Annotated in this window: 24 protein-coding genes; 9 read left to right on the top strand and 15 right to left on the bottom strand. The window is 62.9% G+C overall.

Annotated elements, in window-relative coordinates; translation table 11 throughout:
- Positions 1-10: 10 nt before the first annotated feature.
- The 7 genes from LMTR13_RS22225 to LMTR13_RS22195 all read right to left on the bottom strand — a co-directional run bounded on the left by LMTR13_RS22225 (position 11) and on the right by LMTR13_RS22195 (position 7,244).
- Positions 11-1,429: a TRAP transporter large permease gene (locus LMTR13_RS22225; RefSeq protein WP_065729688.1), complete on the bottom strand. Its 1,419-nt coding sequence runs from the start codon at positions 1,427-1,429 to the stop codon at positions 11-13.
- Positions 1,426-2,019: a TRAP transporter small permease subunit gene (locus LMTR13_RS22220; RefSeq protein WP_065729687.1), complete on the bottom strand. Its 594-nt coding sequence runs from the start codon at positions 2,017-2,019 to the stop codon at positions 1,426-1,428. The genes LMTR13_RS22225 and LMTR13_RS22220 overlap by 4 nt, the downstream gene beginning before the upstream one ends.
- Positions 2,020-2,094: 75 nt before the next feature.
- Positions 2,095-3,216 carry a TRAP transporter substrate-binding protein gene (locus LMTR13_RS22215; RefSeq protein ID WP_197520885.1) on the bottom strand — a complete coding sequence of 374 codons (1,122 nt, stop codon included), beginning with the start codon at positions 3,214-3,216 and terminating at the stop codon, positions 2,095-2,097.
- A gap of 133 nt (positions 3,217-3,349) precedes the next feature.
- Positions 3,350-3,859, bottom strand: a complete 510-nt coding sequence (locus tag LMTR13_RS22210; protein ID WP_065732886.1) for a dihydrofolate reductase — start codon at positions 3,857-3,859, stop codon at positions 3,350-3,352.
- Between the two features lie 68 nt (positions 3,860-3,927).
- Positions 3,928-4,875, bottom strand: a complete 948-nt coding sequence (locus LMTR13_RS22205; protein ID WP_065729685.1) for a polysaccharide deacetylase family protein — start codon at positions 4,873-4,875, stop codon at positions 3,928-3,930.
- A gap of 157 nt (positions 4,876-5,032) precedes the next feature.
- The gene (locus LMTR13_RS22200; protein ID WP_065729684.1) at positions 5,033-5,605 is read right to left on the bottom strand and encodes a glutathione peroxidase; all 573 of its coding nucleotides are present in this window, start codon (positions 5,603-5,605) and stop codon (positions 5,033-5,035) included.
- A gap of 73 nt (positions 5,606-5,678) precedes the next feature.
- On the bottom strand, positions 5,679-7,244 hold the full coding sequence (locus LMTR13_RS22195) for a L,D-transpeptidase family protein (RefSeq protein ID WP_335622029.1): 1,566 nt from the start codon (positions 7,242-7,244) through the stop codon (positions 5,679-5,681).
- Positions 7,245-7,665: 421 nt separating this feature from the next.
- Here LMTR13_RS22195 and LMTR13_RS22190 point away from each other — a divergent pair, with 421 nt between their 5' ends.
- A complete protein-coding gene (locus tag LMTR13_RS22190; protein WP_236843488.1) occupies positions 7,666-8,142 on the top strand; it encodes a CreA family protein in 477 nt (158 codons plus the stop codon).
- Positions 8,143-8,192: 50 nt separating this feature from the next.
- Here the strand turns inward: LMTR13_RS22190 and LMTR13_RS43170 are convergent, their stop codons facing one another.
- On the bottom strand, positions 8,193-8,327 hold the full coding sequence (locus tag LMTR13_RS43170) for a hypothetical protein (protein WP_257784715.1): 135 nt from the start codon (positions 8,325-8,327) through the stop codon (positions 8,193-8,195).
- A 542-nt stretch (positions 8,328-8,869) separates the two neighbouring features.
- Here LMTR13_RS43170 and LMTR13_RS41795 point away from each other — a divergent pair.
- From LMTR13_RS41795 to LMTR13_RS22180, 3 genes are all read left to right on the top strand, one after another.
- Positions 8,870-9,031: a hypothetical protein gene (locus LMTR13_RS41795; protein ID WP_197520884.1), complete on the top strand. Its 162-nt coding sequence runs from the start codon at positions 8,870-8,872 to the stop codon at positions 9,029-9,031.
- Between the two features lie 44 nt (positions 9,032-9,075).
- On the top strand, positions 9,076-9,492 hold the full coding sequence (locus LMTR13_RS22185; protein WP_065729681.1) for a hypothetical protein: 417 nt from the start codon (positions 9,076-9,078) through the stop codon (positions 9,490-9,492).
- A 219-nt stretch (positions 9,493-9,711) separates the two neighbouring features.
- Positions 9,712-10,161, top strand: coding sequence for a nuclear transport factor 2 family protein (locus LMTR13_RS22180; RefSeq protein ID WP_083219131.1), 450 nt, complete (start codon positions 9,712-9,714; stop codon positions 10,159-10,161).
- Between the two features lie 15 nt (positions 10,162-10,176).
- Here the strand turns inward: LMTR13_RS22180 and LMTR13_RS22175 are convergent, their stop codons facing one another.
- Positions 10,177-10,437 (bottom strand): DUF6719 family protein, encoded by a 261-nt coding sequence (locus LMTR13_RS22175; protein WP_065729679.1) that lies wholly within the window; start codon positions 10,435-10,437, stop codon positions 10,177-10,179.
- 87 nt (positions 10,438-10,524) lie between these two features.
- Positions 10,525-12,030 (bottom strand): MocR-like pyridoxine biosynthesis transcription factor PdxR, encoded by a 1,506-nt coding sequence (gene pdxR, locus LMTR13_RS22170; protein ID WP_065729678.1) that lies wholly within the window; start codon positions 12,028-12,030, stop codon positions 10,525-10,527.
- A gap of 74 nt (positions 12,031-12,104) precedes the next feature.
- Between pdxR and LMTR13_RS22165 the strand changes: the two genes are divergently transcribed.
- From LMTR13_RS22165 to LMTR13_RS22155, 3 genes are all read left to right on the top strand, one after another.
- Complete coding sequence (locus LMTR13_RS22165) at positions 12,105-12,830, top strand: pyridoxamine 5'-phosphate oxidase family protein (protein ID WP_065729677.1); 726 nt, start codon at positions 12,105-12,107, stop codon at positions 12,828-12,830.
- A gap of 56 nt (positions 12,831-12,886) precedes the next feature.
- The gene (locus tag LMTR13_RS22160) at positions 12,887-14,164 is read left to right on the top strand and encodes an ArgE/DapE family deacylase (protein ID WP_065729676.1); all 1,278 of its coding nucleotides are present in this window, start codon (positions 12,887-12,889) and stop codon (positions 14,162-14,164) included.
- Positions 14,165-14,267: 103 nt separating this feature from the next.
- Positions 14,268-15,569, top strand: a complete 1,302-nt coding sequence (locus LMTR13_RS22155) for an IS1182 family transposase (RefSeq protein WP_065729675.1) — start codon at positions 14,268-14,270, stop codon at positions 15,567-15,569.
- A 229-nt stretch (positions 15,570-15,798) separates the two neighbouring features.
- Here the strand turns inward: LMTR13_RS22155 and LMTR13_RS22150 are convergent, their stop codons facing one another.
- A complete protein-coding gene (locus LMTR13_RS22150) occupies positions 15,799-16,590 on the bottom strand; it encodes a cobalamin-binding protein (RefSeq protein ID WP_065732885.1) in 792 nt (263 codons plus the stop codon).
- A 124-nt stretch (positions 16,591-16,714) separates the two neighbouring features.
- Here LMTR13_RS22150 and LMTR13_RS22145 point away from each other — a divergent pair, with 124 nt between their 5' ends.
- The gene (locus LMTR13_RS22145) at positions 16,715-17,113 is read left to right on the top strand and encodes a PaaI family thioesterase (RefSeq protein WP_065729674.1); all 399 of its coding nucleotides are present in this window, start codon (positions 16,715-16,717) and stop codon (positions 17,111-17,113) included.
- Positions 17,114-17,115: 2 nt separating this feature from the next.
- Here LMTR13_RS22145 and LMTR13_RS22140 read toward each other — a convergent pair whose 3' ends face one another.
- From LMTR13_RS22140 to LMTR13_RS22130, 3 genes are all read right to left on the bottom strand, one after another.
- Entirely contained in the window at positions 17,116-18,165 is a 1,050-nt protein-coding gene (locus LMTR13_RS22140) for a phenylacetaldoxime dehydratase family protein (protein WP_065729673.1), read from the bottom strand.
- A gap of 31 nt (positions 18,166-18,196) precedes the next feature.
- Positions 18,197-19,210 carry a carbon-nitrogen hydrolase family protein gene (locus LMTR13_RS22135; RefSeq protein WP_065729672.1) on the bottom strand — a complete coding sequence of 338 codons (1,014 nt, stop codon included), beginning with the start codon at positions 19,208-19,210 and terminating at the stop codon, positions 18,197-18,199.
- Positions 19,211-19,384: 174 nt separating this feature from the next.
- The gene (locus tag LMTR13_RS22130) at positions 19,385-20,338 is read right to left on the bottom strand and encodes an AraC-like ligand-binding domain-containing protein (protein ID WP_065729671.1); all 954 of its coding nucleotides are present in this window, start codon (positions 20,336-20,338) and stop codon (positions 19,385-19,387) included.
- A gap of 260 nt (positions 20,339-20,598) precedes the next feature.
- Here LMTR13_RS22130 and LMTR13_RS22125 point away from each other — a divergent pair, with 260 nt between their 5' ends.
- Complete coding sequence (locus LMTR13_RS22125; protein WP_065729670.1) at positions 20,599-21,231, top strand: GNAT family N-acetyltransferase; 633 nt, start codon at positions 20,599-20,601, stop codon at positions 21,229-21,231.
- 81 nt (positions 21,232-21,312) lie between these two features.
- Here LMTR13_RS22125 and LMTR13_RS22120 read toward each other — a convergent pair whose 3' ends face one another.
- Entirely contained in the window at positions 21,313-21,615 is a 303-nt protein-coding gene (locus LMTR13_RS22120) for a hypothetical protein (RefSeq protein WP_028346396.1), read from the bottom strand.
- Positions 21,616-21,727 lie beyond the last annotated feature (112 nt).

The raw sequence follows: 21,727 nt of genomic DNA, 5'->3' as shown, positions 1-21,727 counted from the left end.
TAAGCCGCGGTCAGAAATTCCGGATCGCAACACGTGGGCCATCGAGCGCTGCGGCCGCATTCTGCGGCGGCGCGACGTATTCGATCTGCGCAGTGCGCGCTGCCATCCTGCGCGCCTGCAGCCATTGCGGGAACCACATTGCGATCGCCGGGAAGGCCAGCACCAGGACCACGCAGACGCACTGGATGACCATGAAGTCGGCCATGCCGCGGTAGATCAATCTCAGGTTCCACTCCTTGACGACCTGCTTAAGATAATAGGCGGACATGGCGACCGGCGGAGACAGGAAGGCGGTCTGCAGCACGACCGCGACGAGGCAACCGAACCAGACCATGTCGTAGCCCAGGCCCTTGGCCACCGGGGCCAGCATCGGCAGGAAGATGAACACGATGGCCGGCCATTCGAATGGCCAGCCGAGCAGGAAGATCAGGCCCAGGAGCAGGGACATGGTGCCCCAGGCCGGCAACGGCGAGGCCAGCAAGGCGTTCGTCATCCAGGTTGCCGTGCCGAGCCATGAGAAGACCGAACCGAACACGTTGGAGGCTACCGCGAGGAGGAGCACCATGCTGGTCGTTGCAAGTGTGCCGTAGCAGGCATCCAGCAATCCGCGCCACGAGAACCGGCCGTAGGCAATGACGAGCACGATTGACCCCAGTGCGCCAAGCGCCGCGGCCTCTGCGGCCGTTGTGATTCCGGCGAGGATGGCACCGAGCGTAACGATCGTCAGGACTGTAACCGGCACAAGACCGACCAGACACTCCCACAGCACGATCCGCATCGAATCGGGCCGGTCCTCGATCGGCACGGGCGGGCCGAGCTTCGGATTGAAGTGAGAGCGTATCAAGGTGTAGGCAATGAACATGGCGGACAGAAGGAAACCCGGGCCGAAGGCGGACGCATAGAGATCGATAATCGAGATATCCAGCACGGGCGCCATGACGACCAGCATCACCGACGGTGGGATCAGGATGCCGAGCGTGCCGCCGGCCGCAATTGCGCCGGCCGACATGCGCACGTCATAACCCGCCCGGATCATCATCGGCCCAGCCATGATGCCGAGGAGTGTAACCGTCGCACCGACGGTTCCGGCGGCGATGCCGAACAGCGTCGCCGTGAGGATGACGACCACGTAGAGTGCGCCATTGATCGGGGCAAACAGGTCGCGGAACGCCTTGAACAGTCGCTCCATCAGTCCGGCCTGATCGCAGACGAACCCCATCAGGATGAACATCGGAACTGCGACGAGTTCGTCTTGCTTCATGAGGCCGATGGTCTGGAGGTAGGCGAGGTTGAAGACCCGCTCGCCCATGCCGACGTAGCCGAACATCAGCGCCAGAAATAGCAGCGTGAAGCTGATCGGCAGGCCGATGAAGATCGCTCCCAGCATCACAAGGAGCATGACAAGTCCGAGGAGCTCGAGCCCGGTCATATCTCGATCTTTTCCCTGTGCACGAACTCGCGGCCGAACTGGACCTGGTACCAGCACTTCAGGACCTCGGAGACGCCCTGGATCATGAGAAGGAGGGCTGCCAGGGGGATCGTGGCCCGGAACGGCCACATGATCGCGCGCCAAACGCTTTCCTGAGAGCGCTCGCCGGTGTCATAGGAGTGCAAGGCGTCGTCAATGCTGATCAGCATGAACGTGATCATGGCCGGATAAAAAAATAACAAGTAGGAGATCAGGTCGACGACGCCCTTCTTTCGCTCCGAGTAATTCTCCCAGTAGATGTCGGTGCGAACGTGTGCGCCTTTCAACAGCGCATATGCGGCTCCGAGCATGAAGGCCGAACCATTGGCCATGAAGCTCGACTCATAAACCCAAACGGTCGGCGCGTTGAATCCGTAGCGCATGACGACCTCGTACGAGATCGTCACCATCAGAAACAGCATTGTTAGAGCAATGAGCCTGCCGGTCACGTCGGTGAAGCGGTCGATCGCCCGTATGATCTCATAAAAGGCGCGCGGGAACTCGCCGCCCGGATTGCCCGGGACCGAAGCACTGCTGGTGTCCGCCGACATGATCACTCCTCTTCATACGGTGCTGGCGTCCGGCGGTACGGACACCAGCACCTCCGCTTCATGCGGCAAGAGAGATCACTTCTTGGTCAGGTAGATCTTGTTCTTCCAGTAGTACTCGCCGGCAAAATTGTACGGCGGGAACCAGGACAGCTTGAACGGCACGATCTGTTCGGCATAGGCCTTCTGGCTATCGATGACCTTCTTGTAGAAGGGGTTCTTTGCCGCGTGCTCGGCCTGGATCTTCTCCCACTCGTCGAGGAAGTTCTTCAGGACCTCGTCGGGTGTGCGATGCATCTGGACACCCGCCTTGATCAGTTCCTGGCAAGCGTGCGCCGTCTCGCGATTGAAGGCGAAATTGCGCGTGGTCGTGGCATAGACGCTCGCCACTTTGATAATCTCCTGCAGGTCCGGCGTGAGCTTCTTCCAGACGTCGCCATTGATCATCAACTGGCCGCCGGTGACCGGCTCGTGCATACCCGGCGTGTAGTAGTGCTTGGCGACCTGGTGGAGGCCGAGCTTCTTGTCTTCCTCGCAGTTGATCCACTCGGCGCCCTCGATCACGCCGCGCTCCATCGCGGGCACGATCTCGCCGCCGGGAATGGTGACGACGGAGACGCCGAGCCGACCGTAGGTCTCCGCGCCGATGCCATAAATCCGGTACTTTAGGCCCTTGAGGTCGGCCAGGCTGTTGATCTCCTTCTTGAACCAGCCCATCCCCTGCGGGTAATCGGTCGGGATCGGGAAGCCGACGACGTTCAGCTTGAGGACGTCGCGATAGAACTCGTCGAGCAGCTTCATGCCGCCGCCGTCATAGTACCAGGCCCAGTAGTCCGAGCCGTCCATGCCGTACAGCGGACCGTGCGACATCGGTATCGTCGCGGTATTGCGGCCGAGGATATAGCCGAACGGTCCCATGCCGACATCGAGAACGTTCTTGGAGGTGGCGTCAAACACCTCGAACGGGGGCACGATCGCTCCCGCCGGCAGCGTCTCGATCTTGAGGCGTCCGGCCGTCATCTTTTCGACGGTCTCGGCCCAAAGCTTAAAGATGAGATGGAAGTTCGAGGATGCCGGGTGGGTCGACTGACCCTTCAGCACTAATGGCTTTTCGGCGGTTTGGGCCTGAACCGGCCCGGTCAAAGCAGTGACGAACCCAAGAGTCACCGCTGCAAGCATGGTTGAAGCGCGCCTCAACATGTTGTGGTCCTCCCGATGTAATGTGTGCTTTTCTTTTTTCTTTTCAGGTTGGAACCACGCCCGCGCGCTGTCAAGCAGTCTCTGGCGGAGGCCGGGTTTGCAGTGGGGCTTGATTGGACGAAAGAATGACGCCTTAAGCGCCGCGCCGCCACGGCGTGACGGTGACCTCGTGCGTTGCATCAAGCATCTGCGGCTCGCCGGCGTGCAGTCCGTGCGCGCCGAGGATTTCCTGCGGCGAACGCGCCGGCACGCCGGGGAAGCAAGGCTCGCCGGCGGGAAGGCGGACATGCGGTGCCACCGAGAGCCAGAACACGTCGTAGCGGCCCATGAACATACCGAACACGCCGGGGCCGCCGATTACGGCGACGGTGCCGGTGTCCACGCCTGCATGATGGCAGGCGGCTTCGAATGATGCGCCCGCGGGATTCCACAACGTGGCTTTTAGATTGGTCGGATCGGGCGCAATCGCTTCGACCTTGCGCGTCAGGATGATCCGCTTGCGCCGCGGCGAATTCGGTTGGTCCTCATAGGAATTGCGGCCGTGCAGGATCAGGTCGGCGCGGTCGAGGGCGGCGGTGAAAAACGCCTTGTCGCCCTCGAACTTCAATTCGTCCGGCATGACGTTCTGGGCGTCCGCCAACATGCCGTCGGCGGAAACGATGACATAGCCTTCGATACGCAGCGCCGGCACGGGCCTGCGTCGCGCCACTACTATTCCGAGACCGTCTGGACGACGCTGGAAACCGGGCGCGAGCTCACGGTCGGCAGCTTCAGATCCTTGACGATGTCTTCGTCATACTGCGCAATGGTCTGCACCGGCGTCTTGGCACGCATCGCGACCACCTTGTAGCCGCCGGCCTTCAGCTTCTTCAGAAGCTCGGGCAGGGCTTCCGCGGTGTGCTTCTGGAAGTCGTGCATCAGGATGATGCCCTTGCCGTTCTTCTCGACCTTGCGCATCACGGTGTCGATGATCGTCTGCGCCTTGCTCGCCTTGAAGTCGAAGGAATCGAGGTCGCACGAGAAAATCCCGATGTTGCGGTCGCCGAGATAGGTGACCATCTCCGGCGGGTGCTGCAGCGCGGGGAAGCGGAAAAACGGCGCCGGCGCCTTGCCGCCGAGTGCCCATTTCACGGCACTAAAACCTTTTTCGATTTCGTCCTTGCGCTGCTGCTCGTTCAGCTTCTTGTTGACGAGCGCGGCATGCGACCAGGTGTGCGATCCGATCGAATGGCCGGCCGCCATCACCTGCCTGAGAATTTCGGGATAGTAGGTGGCGTGCTTGCCGATCGGGAAGAAAATGCCGGTGGTGCATTCCTCCGCGAGCGTCTTCAGGACCGCAGGCGTATTCACCGGCCACGGGCCGTCGTCGAAGGTCAGCACCACCTCCTTGTCGCGAAGGAAGTCGAGCTCCTTGAAATGCTCGAAGCCGAAGCCAGGACCGCCGGTCGTGTCGATCTCGACGGTGCGGCCGATGCCGAGCGCGTTCGGATTGTTGCAAGGCGGACGGGTCGAGACAGGCGCTGGCGGCGGAGCGGGAACTGGTGCCGCTGCTGCCTGAGACGCGGCTATACCTTTAGCGGGTGGCACCTGCGACCACGCCGCGCTCGATGCCAACAGCGAAACCGCGCCTGCAAAGATCACCCCCGCCCCAATACGCATCCTGTTTTCCCCAAATTAGAATCCCGCACCCGGTCGGTGGCGTTGCCGTCGTCCCGGTCTGCCTCCATTCCGCGACGCACAGTAGCCTAGTTGGAGCAGGCGCGCCAATGCAACCGTTGCGATCACACGCAGCGGATTTGTCCCCGAACCGGTTAATTCAGGAAGCGGCCAATGCCCGCGCGATGGCGGTTTTTACCCGTGTATCTACGGGTTCGATGGATTCCGGGAAGACGTCGGCGATGTAGCCGTCGCGGCCGATCAGGTATTTGTGGAAGTTCCAGCGCGGAACTTCCTTCGGTCGCGCCTCCGCCGCCCATCTGTAGAACGGATGCGCGTTCGGTCCCTTGACGACGGCCTTTGCGGCGATCGGAAAAGTGACGTGGTGATTTTGTGCCGTCGCGGTGATTTCGGTCGTGCCACCCGGCTCCTGGCCGCCGAAATCATTGGAGGGAACGCCGAGGATCATCAGCCCGCGGCCACCGAACTCGGTCCACAGTTCCTGCAGCCCGCCATATTGCGGGGTGAAGCCGCAGAGCGAAGCGGTGTTGACGATCAGGATGGGCCGGCCGGCAAACTCGGAAAGCCTGATATCGCCGCCGGCCAATGCCGGAAACGAAAACGCGTAAGCCGTGATCCGACTCATGGCGGCCTGCGCCAGGGATTGCCTGCTCGACGCCATGCCCGCGACCGCGGCTAGCGCTGCTGATATCATGCTCCTGCGGTCCATCATGAAAAGCCTCGGGCTGCGGTTCAACCGCACCGAGCATAGCGCAATACGCGGGCCTCCGCCCCTCAACAAGCCGTTATGGCTGGACCATGCGGAGCGGGACGATGAAATCGGTGCCTTCGCCGGTCTCGCCACCCGTGTTGATGCCGTGATCGGACACCACGATCGAGCTGCCGGTGGTCAGCATCTCGGCGATCCGCGCAATCGCCTCGGGAGCGACGGTGATGCGGTCCAGCGCCTCGGCCGGAGTGTTCGCCGCCGACAACAGTTGTGCCTCGGCGGGCGCTGCGCCGGCCGTCTTGCCGCGCCGCGCGGCACGATCGGTGTTATCGATCCGCGCAGCGTTGCGGGCTGTGACCGGTAGCGAGACCACCGACCAGCGCAACAGGTTGGGATCGGTCTTGTCGACCTTGGCGGTGAACACATGGGTGCCCAGCGGCCGGTCGCTCGGCGCAATCGTCACCGGCAAATCGAACTGCGGCTTGAAGCTCTCGCGGACGTACAGCCTGGAGTCCTTGCGGCTGACGAACACCGCAATCTGGCCGGGACGCCTGGGTGGTTCGGCTCTGGCAGCCTTGTCCGCACCGGGCAGACGCGCGGTATCCTTCTTGACCTCAGGCGCGACGGCCGGCGCGACCGGTGTATCAGCGACCGCCTTGACGGGCTCGGCAGGCCCGTCGGCGGCTTTGGTCTGCTCGAGCTTGGGCGCCTCAACTTTGGCTGGCTCCACATTGCCAACCGCTGCGGTCGTGGGCTCGCCCGGTGCCGAGATAGCTGGCTCGGATTTCGACGCGTCCGCCTTTGCCTCCGCGCTCGACGTATCGCCGACGGGCTGGACGACCCGGGCTGCAGGCGGCGTTGCGTCGGACATGGTCACGACGGCGCTCGTCGGCAGTGCGCTGCCGGCATCCGCTGTGTGGGTGTGATCGCGCAACGGCGCCGCGTGGCCGACGGTCGATCGGAGTTCGAGGCTTGGCTCCGCACGGCCTGCGTCCGCGCCCTTGTCGCCCTTCACCGCGGGCGCGTCGGTCGTCGGATCATCGGCGATGAGCGGTTGCGGCACGACTTTCTGCGCCACCAGCAACGGGTGCGAGAAACTGGCAGGCGTGATCTGGCCGGGCGTGATGATGACGCGCGCCCCCATCCGGGTCCAGTTCCACATCTTCATGGCAAAGGCGGTTGGCATGCGAATGCAGCCGTGCGACGCCGGATAGCCGGGCAACACGCCGGCATGTAGCGCGATGCCCGACCAGGTGATGCGCTGCATGTAAGGCATCGGCGCGCCGCTATAGATGTTGGAGCGGTGCATCTTGTGCTTCTGGATGATGCTGAACACGCCCATCGGGGTCGAATGACCCTTCATGCCTGTCGACACCGGGCTTTCAGCGAACAGCCCATTGGCGTCGTAGACGCGAACCTTCTGCTGCTCGATCGAAACCGCGATGATCAGTGGCCCCTGCGGCTTGGCGTTGGTTTCCTTGACGACCGCCTCGGTCTTGGCTGACGGCCGGCGCACCTTCGGCTTGCGCGGCTGCACCGTCGGCATCGGCCGGTAATAATAGCCGGAGTCTGAATCCTGCCAGTAGAACATGGCGGCGGCGTCGGCCTGGGGAGCGACGGCGACGGTGCCGGCCGCGGTCAAAATCGCAATCTGCCAAAATCGCTGCTTCGAAATTGTCGCGCCCGCAGTACTCGCACTGAAAAACCGATACCCGCTCACGCGCATAATCCTCAAATCCGGATACTCGTATCTACCGTCCTGCTGATCCGTTTGTTGTCGCAGAGGCGAAAAGCGTTCACCAGCATAGGCCTTCTAATTGCAGCGCTTTTCGCCCCAATCGTAGCAAAAAAGCCTCACAATCCGTTAAACGGCGCCTGCTCGATCTGACGCCATCCATAAGGCGGTACTGCGGCCTTCCAAATCTTCCTGCCGCCTTCCTGTGCGGCTTTCTGCCACTACATAGGCGGCGAGCCCTTCAGCGGAGATATCAATGACATCCAAGGCCATCGTTAAGTGTGACAAGAGGTGGAGAAGTCTGGCCTTGGTGGTGCTCGCGCTGACCATGTGGCAGGCAGGTCCGGCGTCGGCCGCGGACGAGCCCGACCTGATCTTTCGCCGCTCGACGGTCTTCAAATGGCTGAGCCCCAACGACAAGCTCGCGACCTACGCGGTCGACGATCCCGAGGTCGAGGGAGTGGCCTGCCACTTCACGGTGCCGGAAAAGGGCGGCTTCAAGGGCTGGCTCGGCCTCGCCGAGGAAGTCTCGGACATTTCGCTGGCGTGCCGCCAGATCGGCCCGATCAAGTTCAAGCACAAGTTGGAGCAGGGCGACGACATGTTCCGGCAGCGCCGCTCGCTGTTCTTCAAGAAGATGCAGATCGTTCGCGGCTGCGACGCCAAGCGCAACGTGCTGGTCTACATGGTCTATTCGGACAAGCTGATCGAAGGTTCACCCAAAAACTCAACCTCCTCGGTGCCGATCATGCCCTGGGGAGCCACTGAGGCCGCGGTTCAGAAATGCGGTGAGTTCATCCAGTAAGTCCGATGCCAGCCAGGATTCAAATTGGATCCGGGATGAGGGCTTCGGGCTTACCGCTTGAGCGGATTGGAATATTGGCGGGCCTCCGGGCCGGGCCCGACCTTGCGGTCGCGGCAGCCGACGAGGTGCACGAATTTCTGCGGCGCCGACACATTGCCGCGAAATTCGCCGCCTTGTTGCGACATCGCGCCGCAAAGGCCCACAGGATGCTCTGAGGCTTTTCCTTGGCGCGCTGTCTTCGGGGAAGGATCGATCCGCCCTTCGGAGCCGGAACTTCCAGACCAATTTTCAACCGCCGGCTGGCCGGGTTTGCGGGTCGGGGTTGCACTGTTGCCATCACCCACGACTGCTGTCCTTTTGTTGAGGAAGGGTCACAACGCATAGGCACGCGGAAAGTTGCGTGGCGTTCGGTTGAGTCGGCCGGATCGAAACGTCGGTTCATCCGATCTGGCAGCAAGCGAGGCGGTTCTCGTCCATTGGACGAGGGCCAACGCGGCTCCAATGGCCGCTTGCGAGGTTCAGCCTGAGCATCTCAAGCACGAGCGCTCCGGCTGAATTCATTGGACTTTTCCCGCTATTGTTTCGTTCGACAAGGCCCACGAAACAATTCTCCCGTCCCACGAAACCATTTTTCGTTTTGGCGCAGATGTGCGGAAACAGCCGATGGCTATCAGATGACCAACGAGACGGCGGACACTGCCGGCCACTGACAACCGGAGACGGTCAGATGCGGACCACCAGCTTCATCCTCGCCTTGGCCTTCATCCTGGCTGGTCCCTCGATGGCTGGTTCTTCGGATCAGGGCCTGCCGGGGATCGGTACCTTCGCCTATAACGGTTCGCCGGTTGCGGCTGCGGCATCTCAGCCGATGGTGCTGGCCGCCAAGTGAGCCTGGCGGATCCTTTGCAAGAAATTCGCCGATAAAGGCCCTGTATGCTCGCACGTATCTGTTCTGCAGCAATCCTGTCTTCCTCCCTTCTCAGCGGCGCAGCGCAGGCCCAAGCTCAGGTCCAAGTTCAAGTCCAGTTTCAGCCGCCGCAGACCTCTTTCCGTTCGATCTTCAAGGTCCCTGATCCGCGCGGCGAGTTCGTGCGGCTCTGCGCGCCCCATATGGTCGGACGTTGGGCGCATCCCGAAAGTGTTTGCGGCTGCCTGCACGACTATGCCGCGGCGACCGTGGAAGATGCCGATTTGCGCGCAGCGTTGCTGCGCGGCATCAGCGAGACCGGAGTGCCGACGATCGAAAGCGCGTGGGTGCCGGCGTCGAAGCAATCCGAGATCGGCCCGACCTTCACCAAGATCGCCAAGCCGACGCTGCAATGCATGTTCGAGCCGGCGACGAACCAGTAAGCGCGGCTTAGCAAATATTCTCCGCAGAAGCCCTTAAGTCTACTGCGTCACAGCTACTCGAACCTCCCCTCCTGTCGCTGCGGCCGCGGCGAGGAATGCCAGCGTCGGCAAGGAGTCGTTGGCGCGCGAGCGCGATGCGCTGTGGCGCGGGGTCGTCGTCAAATACGGAAGCTGGTAGGTTAGGCTTGGTATCGAGACCGATTGCACAAAGGAGCTGTCATGCGATCTCTTTTTATCGGCCTGATCGGCCTATTGTCGCTTGCCATATCTCCGGCGCTCGCTGCCGACGCCGCGGCGCAGGAGGCCAATAAGAAGGCCGTGCTCGAGTTTTACGATGCGGCTCTCAATCGGAAGGACTTTGACGCCGCGGCGAAGTTTTTCGGGCCGCACTATATCCAGCACAACCCGACCGCGCCGGACGGCATCGAAGGCTTCAAGGCGTTCCTCGGCTTCTTGCGTGAAAGGTTTCCGGACTCCCGCAGCGAGATCAAGCGCGCCTTTGCCGACGGAGACTACGTGATCCTGCACGTCCACAGCGTACGCGAAAAGGGCACGCGGGGCCGCGCCATTGTCGACATTTTCAGGCTGGAGAACGGCAAGATCGTCGAGCACTGGGATGTCGTGCAGGAAATTCCGGAGAAGGCCGCCAACACCAACGGCATGTTCTAGCTCGGGCGGCCGCCGCTAGCGCTTCTTCGTCCCCAGCCGCGGAATGCATTTGCGGGTGCGGAGCACGCCTGACGTCGTCATTTGCGACCCCTGGACTTCCTTGATTTGTCCCGTCGGGCACGATCCATCATCAACCATGACGCGCTGGCCGAGTCTGAGGTCGACGATGTCCTGCTCGCGCGAGACCGTCTGAGCGAGGGCCGTCGTTGCGCAGCCGAGCACCGCTGCGATCAAGGCGCCGATGACGAGAGACGGGAGTTTGCCATGGCCGGGCATCGGGCATTTCCGTTCGTGAAGTTGATTTTGAATCTCGAGCTTAGTGACGCGGCCCCGATTCTGATAGAGCGCGGGCCGGCGAGGGCATCAGGTTGCGGCCTTCAGCCGTTTGACCTTGCCAGTTCCACCCTTGCTCGGCTTGCGACTTGCTTGCAAGGCGGCAAGCGATGACTTCGCCAGCCGCTCGGCAGACGCGATCAAATGCGGCAGCTTGTGGCCGGCAAATCCCAATACAAAGCCCGGCAACGGCCGCGCGCGAAAATAGGTTTCCGCCAGCAGCCAGCCCGCGACACCGGCCTCGGCCTTTGCCTTTGCGGCAATCAGCGGATCGGTCGATGGATCGAATTGCGCGACAAGGTGCAGTCCCTGCGAGGGAACCGGCACGGACAGCCGCTCGTCCGATGCCGCCGACAGGGTCGAGGCCAGCACGTCCCGCGCTTCGCGATAGATCCCGCGCACCCGGCGCAGGTTGGCCGCGAACGCGCCGGAGTTCAGCATGTCCGCGACGGCGCCTTCGAGCAGCGTGCCGGGAAAACGGTCGAGCGCGGCACGGGCGGTCGTCACCGGTCCGACGAGGCGCTCGGGCAGCGCGCAGTAGCCGATGCGCAATCCGGGGAACAATGTTTTTGCAAACGTGCCCATGTAAATGACGCGCGAGAGATGATCGATGCCGGCGAGCGACAGCAATGGTGCGCCGTCGTATCGAAATTCGCTGTCGTAATCGTCCTCGATTACGAAGGCATCCGCATCTCTGGCCCAGTCGAGCAACTCGAGCCGCCGCGTCATCGACATCTGCACGCCCAGCGGAAACTGGTGCGACGGTGTCACATAGGCCGCGCCGGCCGAAGGCGCGAGGGCCCGGCCAATGGCCACGATCAGGCCTGAGGCGTCGACCGGCACCGAGACGGCGCGCAGGCCGCAATGCTCGGTCGCCCTTCGTGCGGCAGGATAGCCGGGGTCTTCGCACCAGATCTGATCGCCGGATTTCAGGATCGCGCCCAGCACGATCCGCAGCGCATGCTGTGTTCCCGACGTCAGCATGATCTGGTCGGGATCGCAGCGCAGCCCACGCGCCGACAGCAAATGATCGGCGATCGCGGCCCGGAGTTCGCGGCTGCCCCTGGGGTCGCCGTATTGAAGGTGCTCGCTGCCGAAGGCGCGCATGCGCCGGCCGGCAAACGCCCGGAAGCGCTGCAGCGCCCTTTCATCGATATGCGTGCAGCCGAGCGCCAGCGGGCCCTGCTGCGGCGCTTCGATCGCGATCTTCGTCCTTCGTGCGTCATGGACGCGGGCGGGAATGCGCGCGGCGACGAAAGTGCCGGAGCCGACGGTGGCTACCGCAAAACCGTCCGCGATCAGCCGCTCATAGGCCGAGGTGACGGCGTTGCGGCGGAAGCCGGTCTGCTTGGCCAGCAGGCGCGATGGCGGCAGCGGCTCGCCGGGCTTTGCGATCCCGCCCGTGATGGCGTGGCACAGCGCCTGATAGAGCCGGTGCTGGGAGGAGGCGCCCGGCGTCACGTGGGGGCCGGAGAGATCAAGCGCGAGCTCGGCCTTGCGGCGTGCCGGCGGAGAATTGGTCGGAATTTTTCGCATGGAATTGGCACTATCGCAGACCAAATTGGCCGGTACAACTCTCAACGACCGCTACCGATCCAACAGGAGCTGCCGTGACCGAAGCCGTGACTGCCGACGTGTATCCGTTATCGCCGCGCAACCAGGTGAAGCGCCGCCACGATCGCGGCTTCTACGATCACGCTACCGTCCACGGCCTGCTCGACGCCTCGATGCTGTGCCACGTCTCCTACGTGATCGACGGCCAGCCCTATTGCACGCCGACATTCTTCTGGCGGGAGGGAAGCAGGCTGTACTGGCATGGCAGCAGCGCCAGCCGCATGCTGCGAAACCAGTCCGAGGGCCAAAGGGTCTGTCTCACAGTTGCGCATCTCGACAGCCTGGTGCTGGCCCGCTGCGGTTTCAACCATTCGGCGGATTACCGCGCCGTGATGGCCTTCGGCACCGCCTATCTCGTCACCGATCCGGTGGAGAAGGAGCGCGCGCTGGTCGCCATGGTCGACCGGTTCTTTCCCGATCGGACCGCCAGCCTGCGGCAAAGCACGGCGCAGGAGATCAAGGCGACATCGGTCGTCGCGATGGAAATCGAGCAGGCGTCCGCCAAAATCAGGTCGAAGGGCGTTGCCGACGATGACGAGGACTACGAACTGCCTGTTTATGCCGAGCGCATTCCGGTTCGCACGGTGCTGGGTCGGCCGGAACCCTGTCCGCGTCTTCTCGACGGCGTCGAGCGTCCGGCCTCGCTGAGCGGCTATTCGGAAGGCCGCCTGCTCGAAGATGCATTGCGGGATGCGCATTTTGCGCATTACGCCGGCGGCTGAGATCGGGATAGGGTGTGCACTCCCGCCCTCTTTGAATTCGCCACTGGAGCTGCCGCATGACGACCGATACGCAACAAAGAATCCTCGACGCCGTCGACGCCGGCTTTGACGCGCAACTGGCAACGACACGGGATTTCGTTGCGATCCCCTCGACCCGCGGCGCGGAAGGGCCGTGCCAGGACATGATCGGCGATCTCCTGCGCCAACGCGGCTACGAGGTCGACGATTGGCATATCGATGTGGAAGATCTGAAGGAGCTGCGCGGCTTCGGCCCGATCGAGCATGATTTTTCCAAGGCGCGGACAGTGGTGGGCACGTACCGGCCGCCGAACAATTCAGGCAAATCGCTGATTCTGCAGGGCCATTGCGATGTGGTGCCTGCAGGTCCCCTCGACATGTGGGAGACGCCGCCATTTTCGCCGGTTATCAAGGACGGCAAGATGTACGGCCGCGGCGCCTGCGACATGAAGTCCGGCACCATCGCCGCACTCTATGCGCTGGATGCGATCAAGGCGGCAGGGCTGAAGCCGACGGCGCGCATCCATTTTCAATCCGTGATCGAGGAGGAGAGTACCGGCGTCGGTGCGCTCTCGACCTTGCAGCGCGGTTATCGCGCGGACGCCTGCTTCATCCCGGAGCCGACCGGTGAGACGATGGTGCGCTCGCAGGTCGGCGTGATCTGGTTTCGCCTGAAGGTGCGCGGCTTCCCCGTGCACGTGTTCGAGGCCGGCGCCGGCGCCAACGCGATCATGGCGGCGTATCATCTGATCCACGCGCTGCAGAAGCTCGAGACCGACTGGAACGAACGCGCCAAGGCAGACCGCCACTTCAAGGCGGTCGCTCATCCGCTCAACTTCAATCCCGGCATCATCAGGGGCGGCGACTGGGCCTCCAGCGTGCCGGCCTGGTGCGACGTCGATTGCCGCATCGCGGTCCTGCCGGGTTGGTCGATCGCCGAATGCCAGAAGGAGATTTTGGCCTGCGTGTCGGCGGCGGCGCGCGATCATCGTTTCCTCTCCAACAACCCACCGCAGGTCGAATGGTCGGGATTCTTGTCGGAGGGGTATGAGCTGACGAACTCGACTGAGCCGGAAGCCGCCTTCGCAAAAGCGTTCGACGCCGTCTATGGCGGCGCGGTGCCGGACCGCGCGTTCACCGCGCTGACCGATACGCGGTTCTACGGGTTGAATTACAACATCCCGAGCCTCTGCTTCGGTGCGAAGGGTGCCGCGATGCACGGCTTCAACGAATATGTCGAACTGGACTCGCTGCGGAAGTCGACGAAAGCCACTGCGCTGTTCATTGCGGAATGGTGCGGAGTGGAGAAGGTGTAGCAGCGCTGCCAAAGCCACGTCGTCCCTGCGAACGAGCCTGTGAGGGAATAGGATTGAGCAGCCGGTTGCGCTGTGATTCACTGGCATCGAACGGGGTTATTCGATGACCAGTGACGCACGGTTTATTCGGGCTGATCGGACGCAGACGCAGTGGGACTTTGTGGATTTGGAAGCTCTGGTTCCGAGCGACCATCGCGCCCGTATTGTGGTGAGTTTTGTGGAGAGCTTGGACCTTTCGCGGCTTTACGAGGCGATCAAGGCCCGTGAAGGGGAACCTGGACGCCCGCCGCCGGATCCGGCGGTTCTGTTGGCGCTTTGGCTCTATGCGACGATCGAAGGAGTAGGTTCGGCTCGGCAACTTGAACGGCTTGCACGGCATGATCCGGCGTACCGCTGGATCGCCGGTGGGGTACCGCTCAACTACCACGGGCTTGCGGACTTCCGGGTTGCGCATGTGGAGGTTCTCGATCGGCTCCTGACGGAGAGCGTGACGGCGTTGATTGCCGAAGGGGTGGTGTCGCTGGCCGAGATTGCGGTGGACGGCACCAAGGTTCGAGCGAATGCCAGCCGTGAATCGTTCAAGAGCGGCAGCAGGCTTGATCGTATTGAGGCTGCCGTGGAGCGGCGGCTTGCGGCGCTCAAGGCGGAAACCGAAAGCGATCCGGAGGCGTCTTCGCGCCGCAAGCGGGCGGCGCAGGAGCGAGGGTCTCGGGAAGTGAAGGAAAGCGCTGCACGCGCGCGGGCAGCGCTTGAGCGGATGCGAGCGGAGAAGGCGAAACGAGAAAAGACCCATGCCAAGGACGAGGCGAAGAAGTCTGAGCCGAAAGTCTCGCTGAGTGATCCGCAGGCGCGCTCGATGCGCTTTCCGGACGGGGCCATTCGTCCGGCCTATAATGCACAGATCGCGGTGGTGCCCCGGCCAGGCATCATTGTCGCAGTAGAGATGACGGATCGGCGCAACGATGCCGGCTTGGCGATGCCGATGGTGGATCAGTTGGTGAAGCGCTACGGCAAAGCACCACAGACGCTTCTCATCGACACCCGTTACGCGACTGCCGAGGACATCGCCACTCTGTCGGAGCACGCCGCCGGACCGGTGAAGGTCTATACGCCGCCACCTTCAGACCGTCAGGATGTCAAACCCGAGACGCTTGTCAGGCGGACCAGAGAGCGGGCCCGCGAGCCTGACAGTGTCAAAGAGTGGCGCAGTCGGATGGCGACGCAGGCTGGCACCGACGTGTACGCACGGCGCAAGCTCATCGAGCGGATCAACGCCAACCTCAAAAACCACGGCTTCGGCTTCATTCCGGTGCGTGGCCTGATCAAGGCCGCGGCAGTGGCGCTCTGGCATGCGCTCGCCAATAACCTGCTGGCAGCGCACCGCCTGCGAGGCAGACCCACGTGACCAGAGTTCACCGGAGAGAGCCAGTGAGGTAACCGCATCAACCGATCGGCCCACCAAACGCCGCCGCGATATCGGTGGCGGCAACCATCCCCCATTAAGCTCAATTCCTTCACAGGCTCGAACGCAGGGATCCATACGCTGCGGCCCATCAATGGCGCGAGGTGGTAGTGACCCTTCTGTCCCAATTGGCACCGGTGGTTATGAGTCTCTGCGTTCGCAGGGACGACGGTTAAATTGTTGGCTCTCCCCACAACGCCTTCACAATCGCATCCAGCCCATCCGTCAGCGCCGCCGGTCCCGGCTGCAGGATGATCGTCGACTTGATTTCGACGATGCGGTTGTTGCGCACCGCCGGAATCTCGCTCCAACCCGGCCGCTGCCGGATGCGGTCGGGCACGACCTTCTTGCCGCACCATGATGCGAGGATCACATCGGGGGCCGTGTCGCGCACCAGATCGGGCGAGATGATCCGGTCCTTGGCGGCCTGCTGAAACCGCAGTTTTGGCAGCGCGTCTTCTCCCCCGGCGATCTCGACCAGTTCGGAAACCCAGCCGATGCCGGAGATCAGCGGATCGTCCCATTCCTCGAAATAGACTTTTGGTTTTGTCGAGGGCCGGGCCGTCGCCGCGATGCGTGCGAGGCGGTCTTCGAAGTTCTTCGCGAGTTGATCCGCGCGCTCCGCTGCGCCAACGATGGCGCCGAGCGTGCGGATCATCGCGAGGATGCCGGCGATGTCGCGCTGGTTGAAAACGTGGATGGCGATCCCGGCGCGCACCAGATCGGCGACGATGCCGGCCTGAAGGTCGGAGAAGGCCAGCACGAGATCCGGCTCAAGCGCCAGGATCTTCGGAATGTCGGCGGAGATGAAGGCCGAGACCCGCGGCTTCTCGCGGCGGACCTGCGGCGGCCGCACCGCATAGCCGGAGACGCCGACGATGCGGTCCTGTTCGCCGAGCAGATACAGCGTCTCGACGGTCTCTTCGGTCAGGCAAACGATCCGGCGGGGCGGGAACTGGCGCATGCCGACGATATGCCGAATTACGCGCGCCATGTCACGGCCAACATTACCTGGGAGGTCATTGCCTGATTTACCGGCAGCCTCCATTCTGTTCAGGAAATCACTTCAAAGAAAAGCCGGAGGACGAATGACGCCGCTCGAAAAAATCCAGTCGATGAAGATGCCTTTTGCTGAATTAAAGGGCGTGACCTTCACGGAAGCCGGGATGGATCGGGTGGTCGCCAGGATGCTGGTGCGGCCGGATCTTTGCACGCTGCGGAACACCATTCACGGCGGCGCGATCATGGCCTTTGCGGATTCGGTCGGCGCTGCCGCGACCTTCATCAATCTACCCGAGGATGCCAAAGGCACCACCACGATCGAAAGCAAGACCAATTTCATCGGCGGCGCCAAGGAAGGGTCCACGGTGATTGCGACCGCAACGCCGGTGCACCGCGGGCGCCGCACCCAGGTCTGGCAGACGCGGCTGGAGACTGACGACGGCAAGCTGGTCGCGGTTGTCACACAGACACAGATGGTGCTGTAGCCTCAGGCCATCTCCGCCGTCTGCACCGCGTTCAGCATTCCGGTTTGCGGATGACAATCGACATATTCGAAAAGCTGCTCGTCGGCGCGGGCGACGGTGACCTCGTGGTAGAGCCGCAGTTTTGCGGCCGGTCCCAGAGTCGACAGGTACTTCATGGCGGCGCCGAAAATCCTGACATGGGTCGGGTGCGATTCAGCCCAGCGCTCCAGCGCCGACAGACTCTTCCACCAGCTCATGCCGTAGGACTTTTCGGCCGTCGCGCCGTCGGGGCCGACGACGGTCATGTAACGGTTGGCGTAACAGCCGATCGCTCGTCCCTGGTCGCGGAGGAAGTCCATGCCTTCGCGCAGCACCGGCTCGACATCGCCGAGGTACATCTTGCGCTCGGCGGCCTCGGTGTCGCCCCAATCCTGGCCCGAGCGGATCAGGCAGAGATTGTCCTGCGGGACGATCCGGATGCGCGCGCCGTCGCGGATCGCGCGGGCCGAGCCCGAAGCCGCCATCTCGCTGGTTTGGGACAGCGGGATGCGATCGCGCATGCCGCCCCAATACGCGTGCTCCAAAACCTCGCCACTCATGCCATCGGCGAGAACGGCGACGCCTTCGGGCCTTCCGAGCGAAGAGAACAGCGTCTCATATCCTTCCACGGAAGGATAAAGCGCCTCGATAAAGGTCCCGAACCCGTCGTTGGTTCGTTGCTCACCGGTCCAGCGCTCGCGCATGGCCGGAAACCAGCGATCGAATTTTTGCCGCTCGTCCCAGTAGGCCACGGTGACGACGTTGGTGAAACCGGCCTCGTCGATGTAGCTCGCGCGGTCCCAATGGGACGGACCATCGGCGTCTGCGAAATCCGAAGCGAGCCGCGCCAACGCTCGTTCCGCGCCGGCCGGGAGCGCGCCGCGGGATTGGATACCGAAATAGGCCATCACCACCCGCGTCACGCTTGGCTTGTGCCGCGCCACGAAGGACGGGTAGGGCGGCGCATAATCGTCACCGACGCGGCGGTGGCGCGTTCGCGCAGTTTGCAGATGCGCAGGGATCGCGGATTCCATGGGCCTTCTCCTTCTCGGAAAATGAACCGCGTCAGGCCTGCAGCCTGATTTCACTCATGACCTCGGCATCGACGGGTAGCGAGAAATGCTCGACGCGGTTGGCGCGCGTGGTGTTGAGCAGCAGCCGCGTGACATCGGGTCGCGAATAATGCCCGGCCGGATCGGCGGCGTTCTTCGCCACCCCGATCATCCCGAGATCGATGTCGGCATACAGAATGCCTTCCTGGTCGGGCGGCAGTTTCTCGGCCAGCGAACTGCCGTCGGGCCCGTAGATCACGGCGTAGCCGCCGCCGGCATGCAGGAAGGCATGCTTTTCGGGAGAGTCGCAGAGCTCATCGATCATGGCCTGCGAGACCACAGCGCAGGGGCCGAGGAAGAAGCACGAGCCCTCGACCGCATAGACCTTGCTGGCGGCGTTGTTGACCTCATGGCCGAGCGCATGCGCGAACGGATCGTACAGCGAAAAACTCGGCCAGGCGCCGACATGCACCTGTTCGTTCTGGGCGTACATCGCGTATTTCGACAGCGGCTGCAGGTGTTCCCAGCAGCACAGCGCGCCGAGCCGTCCGACGTCGGCGCGATCGTGCACCGCGAGATCGCTGCCGTCGCCTTCGCCGAATACGGTACGTTCGGCATGGGTTGGCCGCAGCTTTCGACGCTTGGCGATGGTCTCGCCGTCCGGACCGATCAGCCATTGCGCGATGTAGAGACTGCCGCCGTCGCGTTCGGAGAGCCCGAGCACGGCCGTTAGCTTGGCGCGCTTCACGGCTTGACGGATCTTTTCCGCCTGGGGGCTGTCGAAGGCGAGCGAGTTGTCGAAGTAGCGCTGTACAAAGCCGCGGCCGATCGCCCAGGCCGGCGCACCGAGCCAGATCTGCCATGGGTATCCGGGAATGAATGTTTCGGGAAACGCGATCAGCTTCGCGCCGTTCGCGGACGCTTCCTCTATCAGGTTGATGGTCTTGTCGACGGTAGCATCGAGATCGAGAAAAACCGGCGCCGCCTGAACCACCGCCACCTTGTATTTCTGATGAATCAGACCCATTGCACCCATCCTCCCGTGTTGGCGACCGACACTTGCTGATGTCGAGCCTACAGCCATGGCCGCGCGCGCCGCTTGTCCGCAGCGGAACGAAAACTTGTCTTAACCGGCAGGGTGAATGGCCGAGGCACGCCTGATATTTGTGGCGCACGAAAAGGAGAGGCGGCGCGGAAGGCGTTATTTGCCCGGCTGCTCGCGCCATTCGCGCGGCGAGACGCCGAACCGCTGCTTGAAGATGCGGCTGAAATGGGCGAGGTCGTTGAAGCCCCATGCGAAGGCGATCTCGCCGATGTGCCGGGCCTGGTGGGCGGGGTCGGCAAGATCACGCTTGCAGCGCTCCAGCCGTTGCGCCTGCACGTAGCCTCGGAACGAAGTCTGTTCGTCCGCCATCAGATCGCTGGCGTAACGCGGCGAGATTCCGACCGCCGCTGCAGCGCGCGGCAGCGATAGTTCGTGATCGAAAAGATGCGTCAGGATGTGGTTCTTGAGGCGATAGAGCAGCGCGGACCGATGCACCGACTGATCCGGCAAGCGCGCGTGCAGCCTTTCGGCGAGCGTCATCGCCAGCAGGTCGAGCGCCTGGTCGAGCAGGCGGGTTGCGGCTGCGGGACCGACCAGCTCGATCGTCTTGCTGACATTGCGCGCGAAATCATATGTCAGCCGGTCGAGCGGACGATCGCCTGCAAACGTCGTCGCGGTCAAACCATCGAACGAGCCGACGCGCTGTTGCAGCAGTTTGCGCGGCATCTGGAAGATCGTCTGCGAAAAGCTGTCGTCGAAGCGCAGCTCGTAGGGGCGGGTGGTGTCGTAAATGACGAATTGTCCCGCGGAGACGACAGCCTCGCGGCCGTCCTGGAACACGCCGTTCACGCCGTTGTTGCCCAGCGCCATCAACACAAAATCCTCGCTGGCGCGGGCTATTCGCGACGGCGTGCGGAATACCCGCTGTGCTGTGGAATCGACCTGCGTGAGCGCGATTTGCCCGATCCTGGATTGCGACACCGAGCCCCAGAACGCGCCGCGCATGTCCGATTTGCAGTCGAGCCCGACGAAGGTGTCGCACACGATGTCCTGCCAGACCGCAAGCCGGCGCTCCGGAAGGCAAGAACTGGTGTCGAGCACGACCGCCACAATCGGCCTCCACGAACCGTTCGGGTGTGTTGCCTGGGGTTGGCGTATCCAAAAATAAGCAAGCTCCGTGCCCACTTTGCGCCGCGCGAAGAGTCTTAACAATTAGTTAATGATGCGCCGGCTAAACCCCTGCAAATGCTGCCGTTATTTAAGGCAGTATACGGCGCAATCCGGTCTTGAACTTGATGCTGCGGCGCACAATATAGCTGGTCTAGGGATTCGACGCCTCCTCGAGGGTTTTCTCAGAGGAGTTTTGGACTATGTACCTCACCGTTATTGCGGCTGCGCTTGCCGATAGCAGCGTGCGCACGCTGAGCCAGCAGGAAGAACTGCCGCTATTGCGCGATCACCTGCTGCGACTCGACCGCGCCAGCCGCCGCGACCGTTTCCACGGCTTCATGGACGACAGCTTCATCGAGCGCTACGCCGAGAAATGCGCCAATGACGGCACGACCATCATCGCCTTCTTTGAAAACGGCGTGGTTCGGGGAGCGGCGGAGCTGCATCCGCCGGACCAGTCACCGGATTCGCTTCCCGAGATCGCCTTCAGCGTCGAGGCGTCCGTACGCCGTCGTGGCGTCGGCAGCATCCTGTTCCGCAAGCTGATCGCGGTGGCGCGGACCAAGGGCTACAAGAGCCTGCGGATCACCACCGGCGCGCAGAACGAGGCGATGCGCGCGCTCGCCAGCAAGTTCGGCGCGCAACTTGTCTTCCGTCACGGCGAATCCACCGGCACGATCGATCTGACGAAGTACGATCAGGCCGAACTTGCGATGTCCTGGATCGAGAGCGTGCTGAATGCGACGCGGGCAGCCCTAGCTTTCAACCGCGCTTATCGGCGAATGCTGCTTCGCATGGCCGGGACGGCCCCGTCCGAATGGGGCGCCTCTTAGGCGGTTCGCAGGTTTGATTCTGCGAACTGCCCAAAGCCTCGGACGATAGAGGCTTGGGCAGTTCGGGGACCTCGCAGGCTATCAGGTGCCGGTGCGCTTGTCGTTGCCGAAGCGCCTGACGACGCGGCGCTCGACCACGACCGAACGCTGCGCGCCTTGCTCGCCCGCGATGACACGGGTGGCCGATCGCGCCAGGGCGCGGCCGGTCTTCTTCACTTCAGCCAGCACTTCCTCGTAGGGCAGGCCCATCAGTGCGGCGGCGATTTCGGCCTGCTGCTGCTGATCGTCGGTGATTCCAACCGCGGCGAAGATTGCCTCCTCCAGCGTCGGCGGATCCCGCCGGACGCGTCGTGTGCCGTATTTCGTGTTCCAGTCTTCGCTCATAGGGGCCTCGCATTTGATTGCGGAGATACCTAGGTGCCCTAATGTTGCATTGCAATATGAATTTCGCGTGGCAATACAGCCATGCGTCGACAATCTCTCAAGTCCGGTAGCG

It is taken from the genome of Bradyrhizobium icense, assembly GCF_001693385.1.
Classification (GTDB): domain Bacteria; phylum Pseudomonadota; class Alphaproteobacteria; order Rhizobiales; family Xanthobacteraceae; genus Bradyrhizobium; species Bradyrhizobium icense.
Note: the sequence above shows the minus strand (reverse complement) of the source record. Positions and strands in the feature narration are given on the sequence as shown.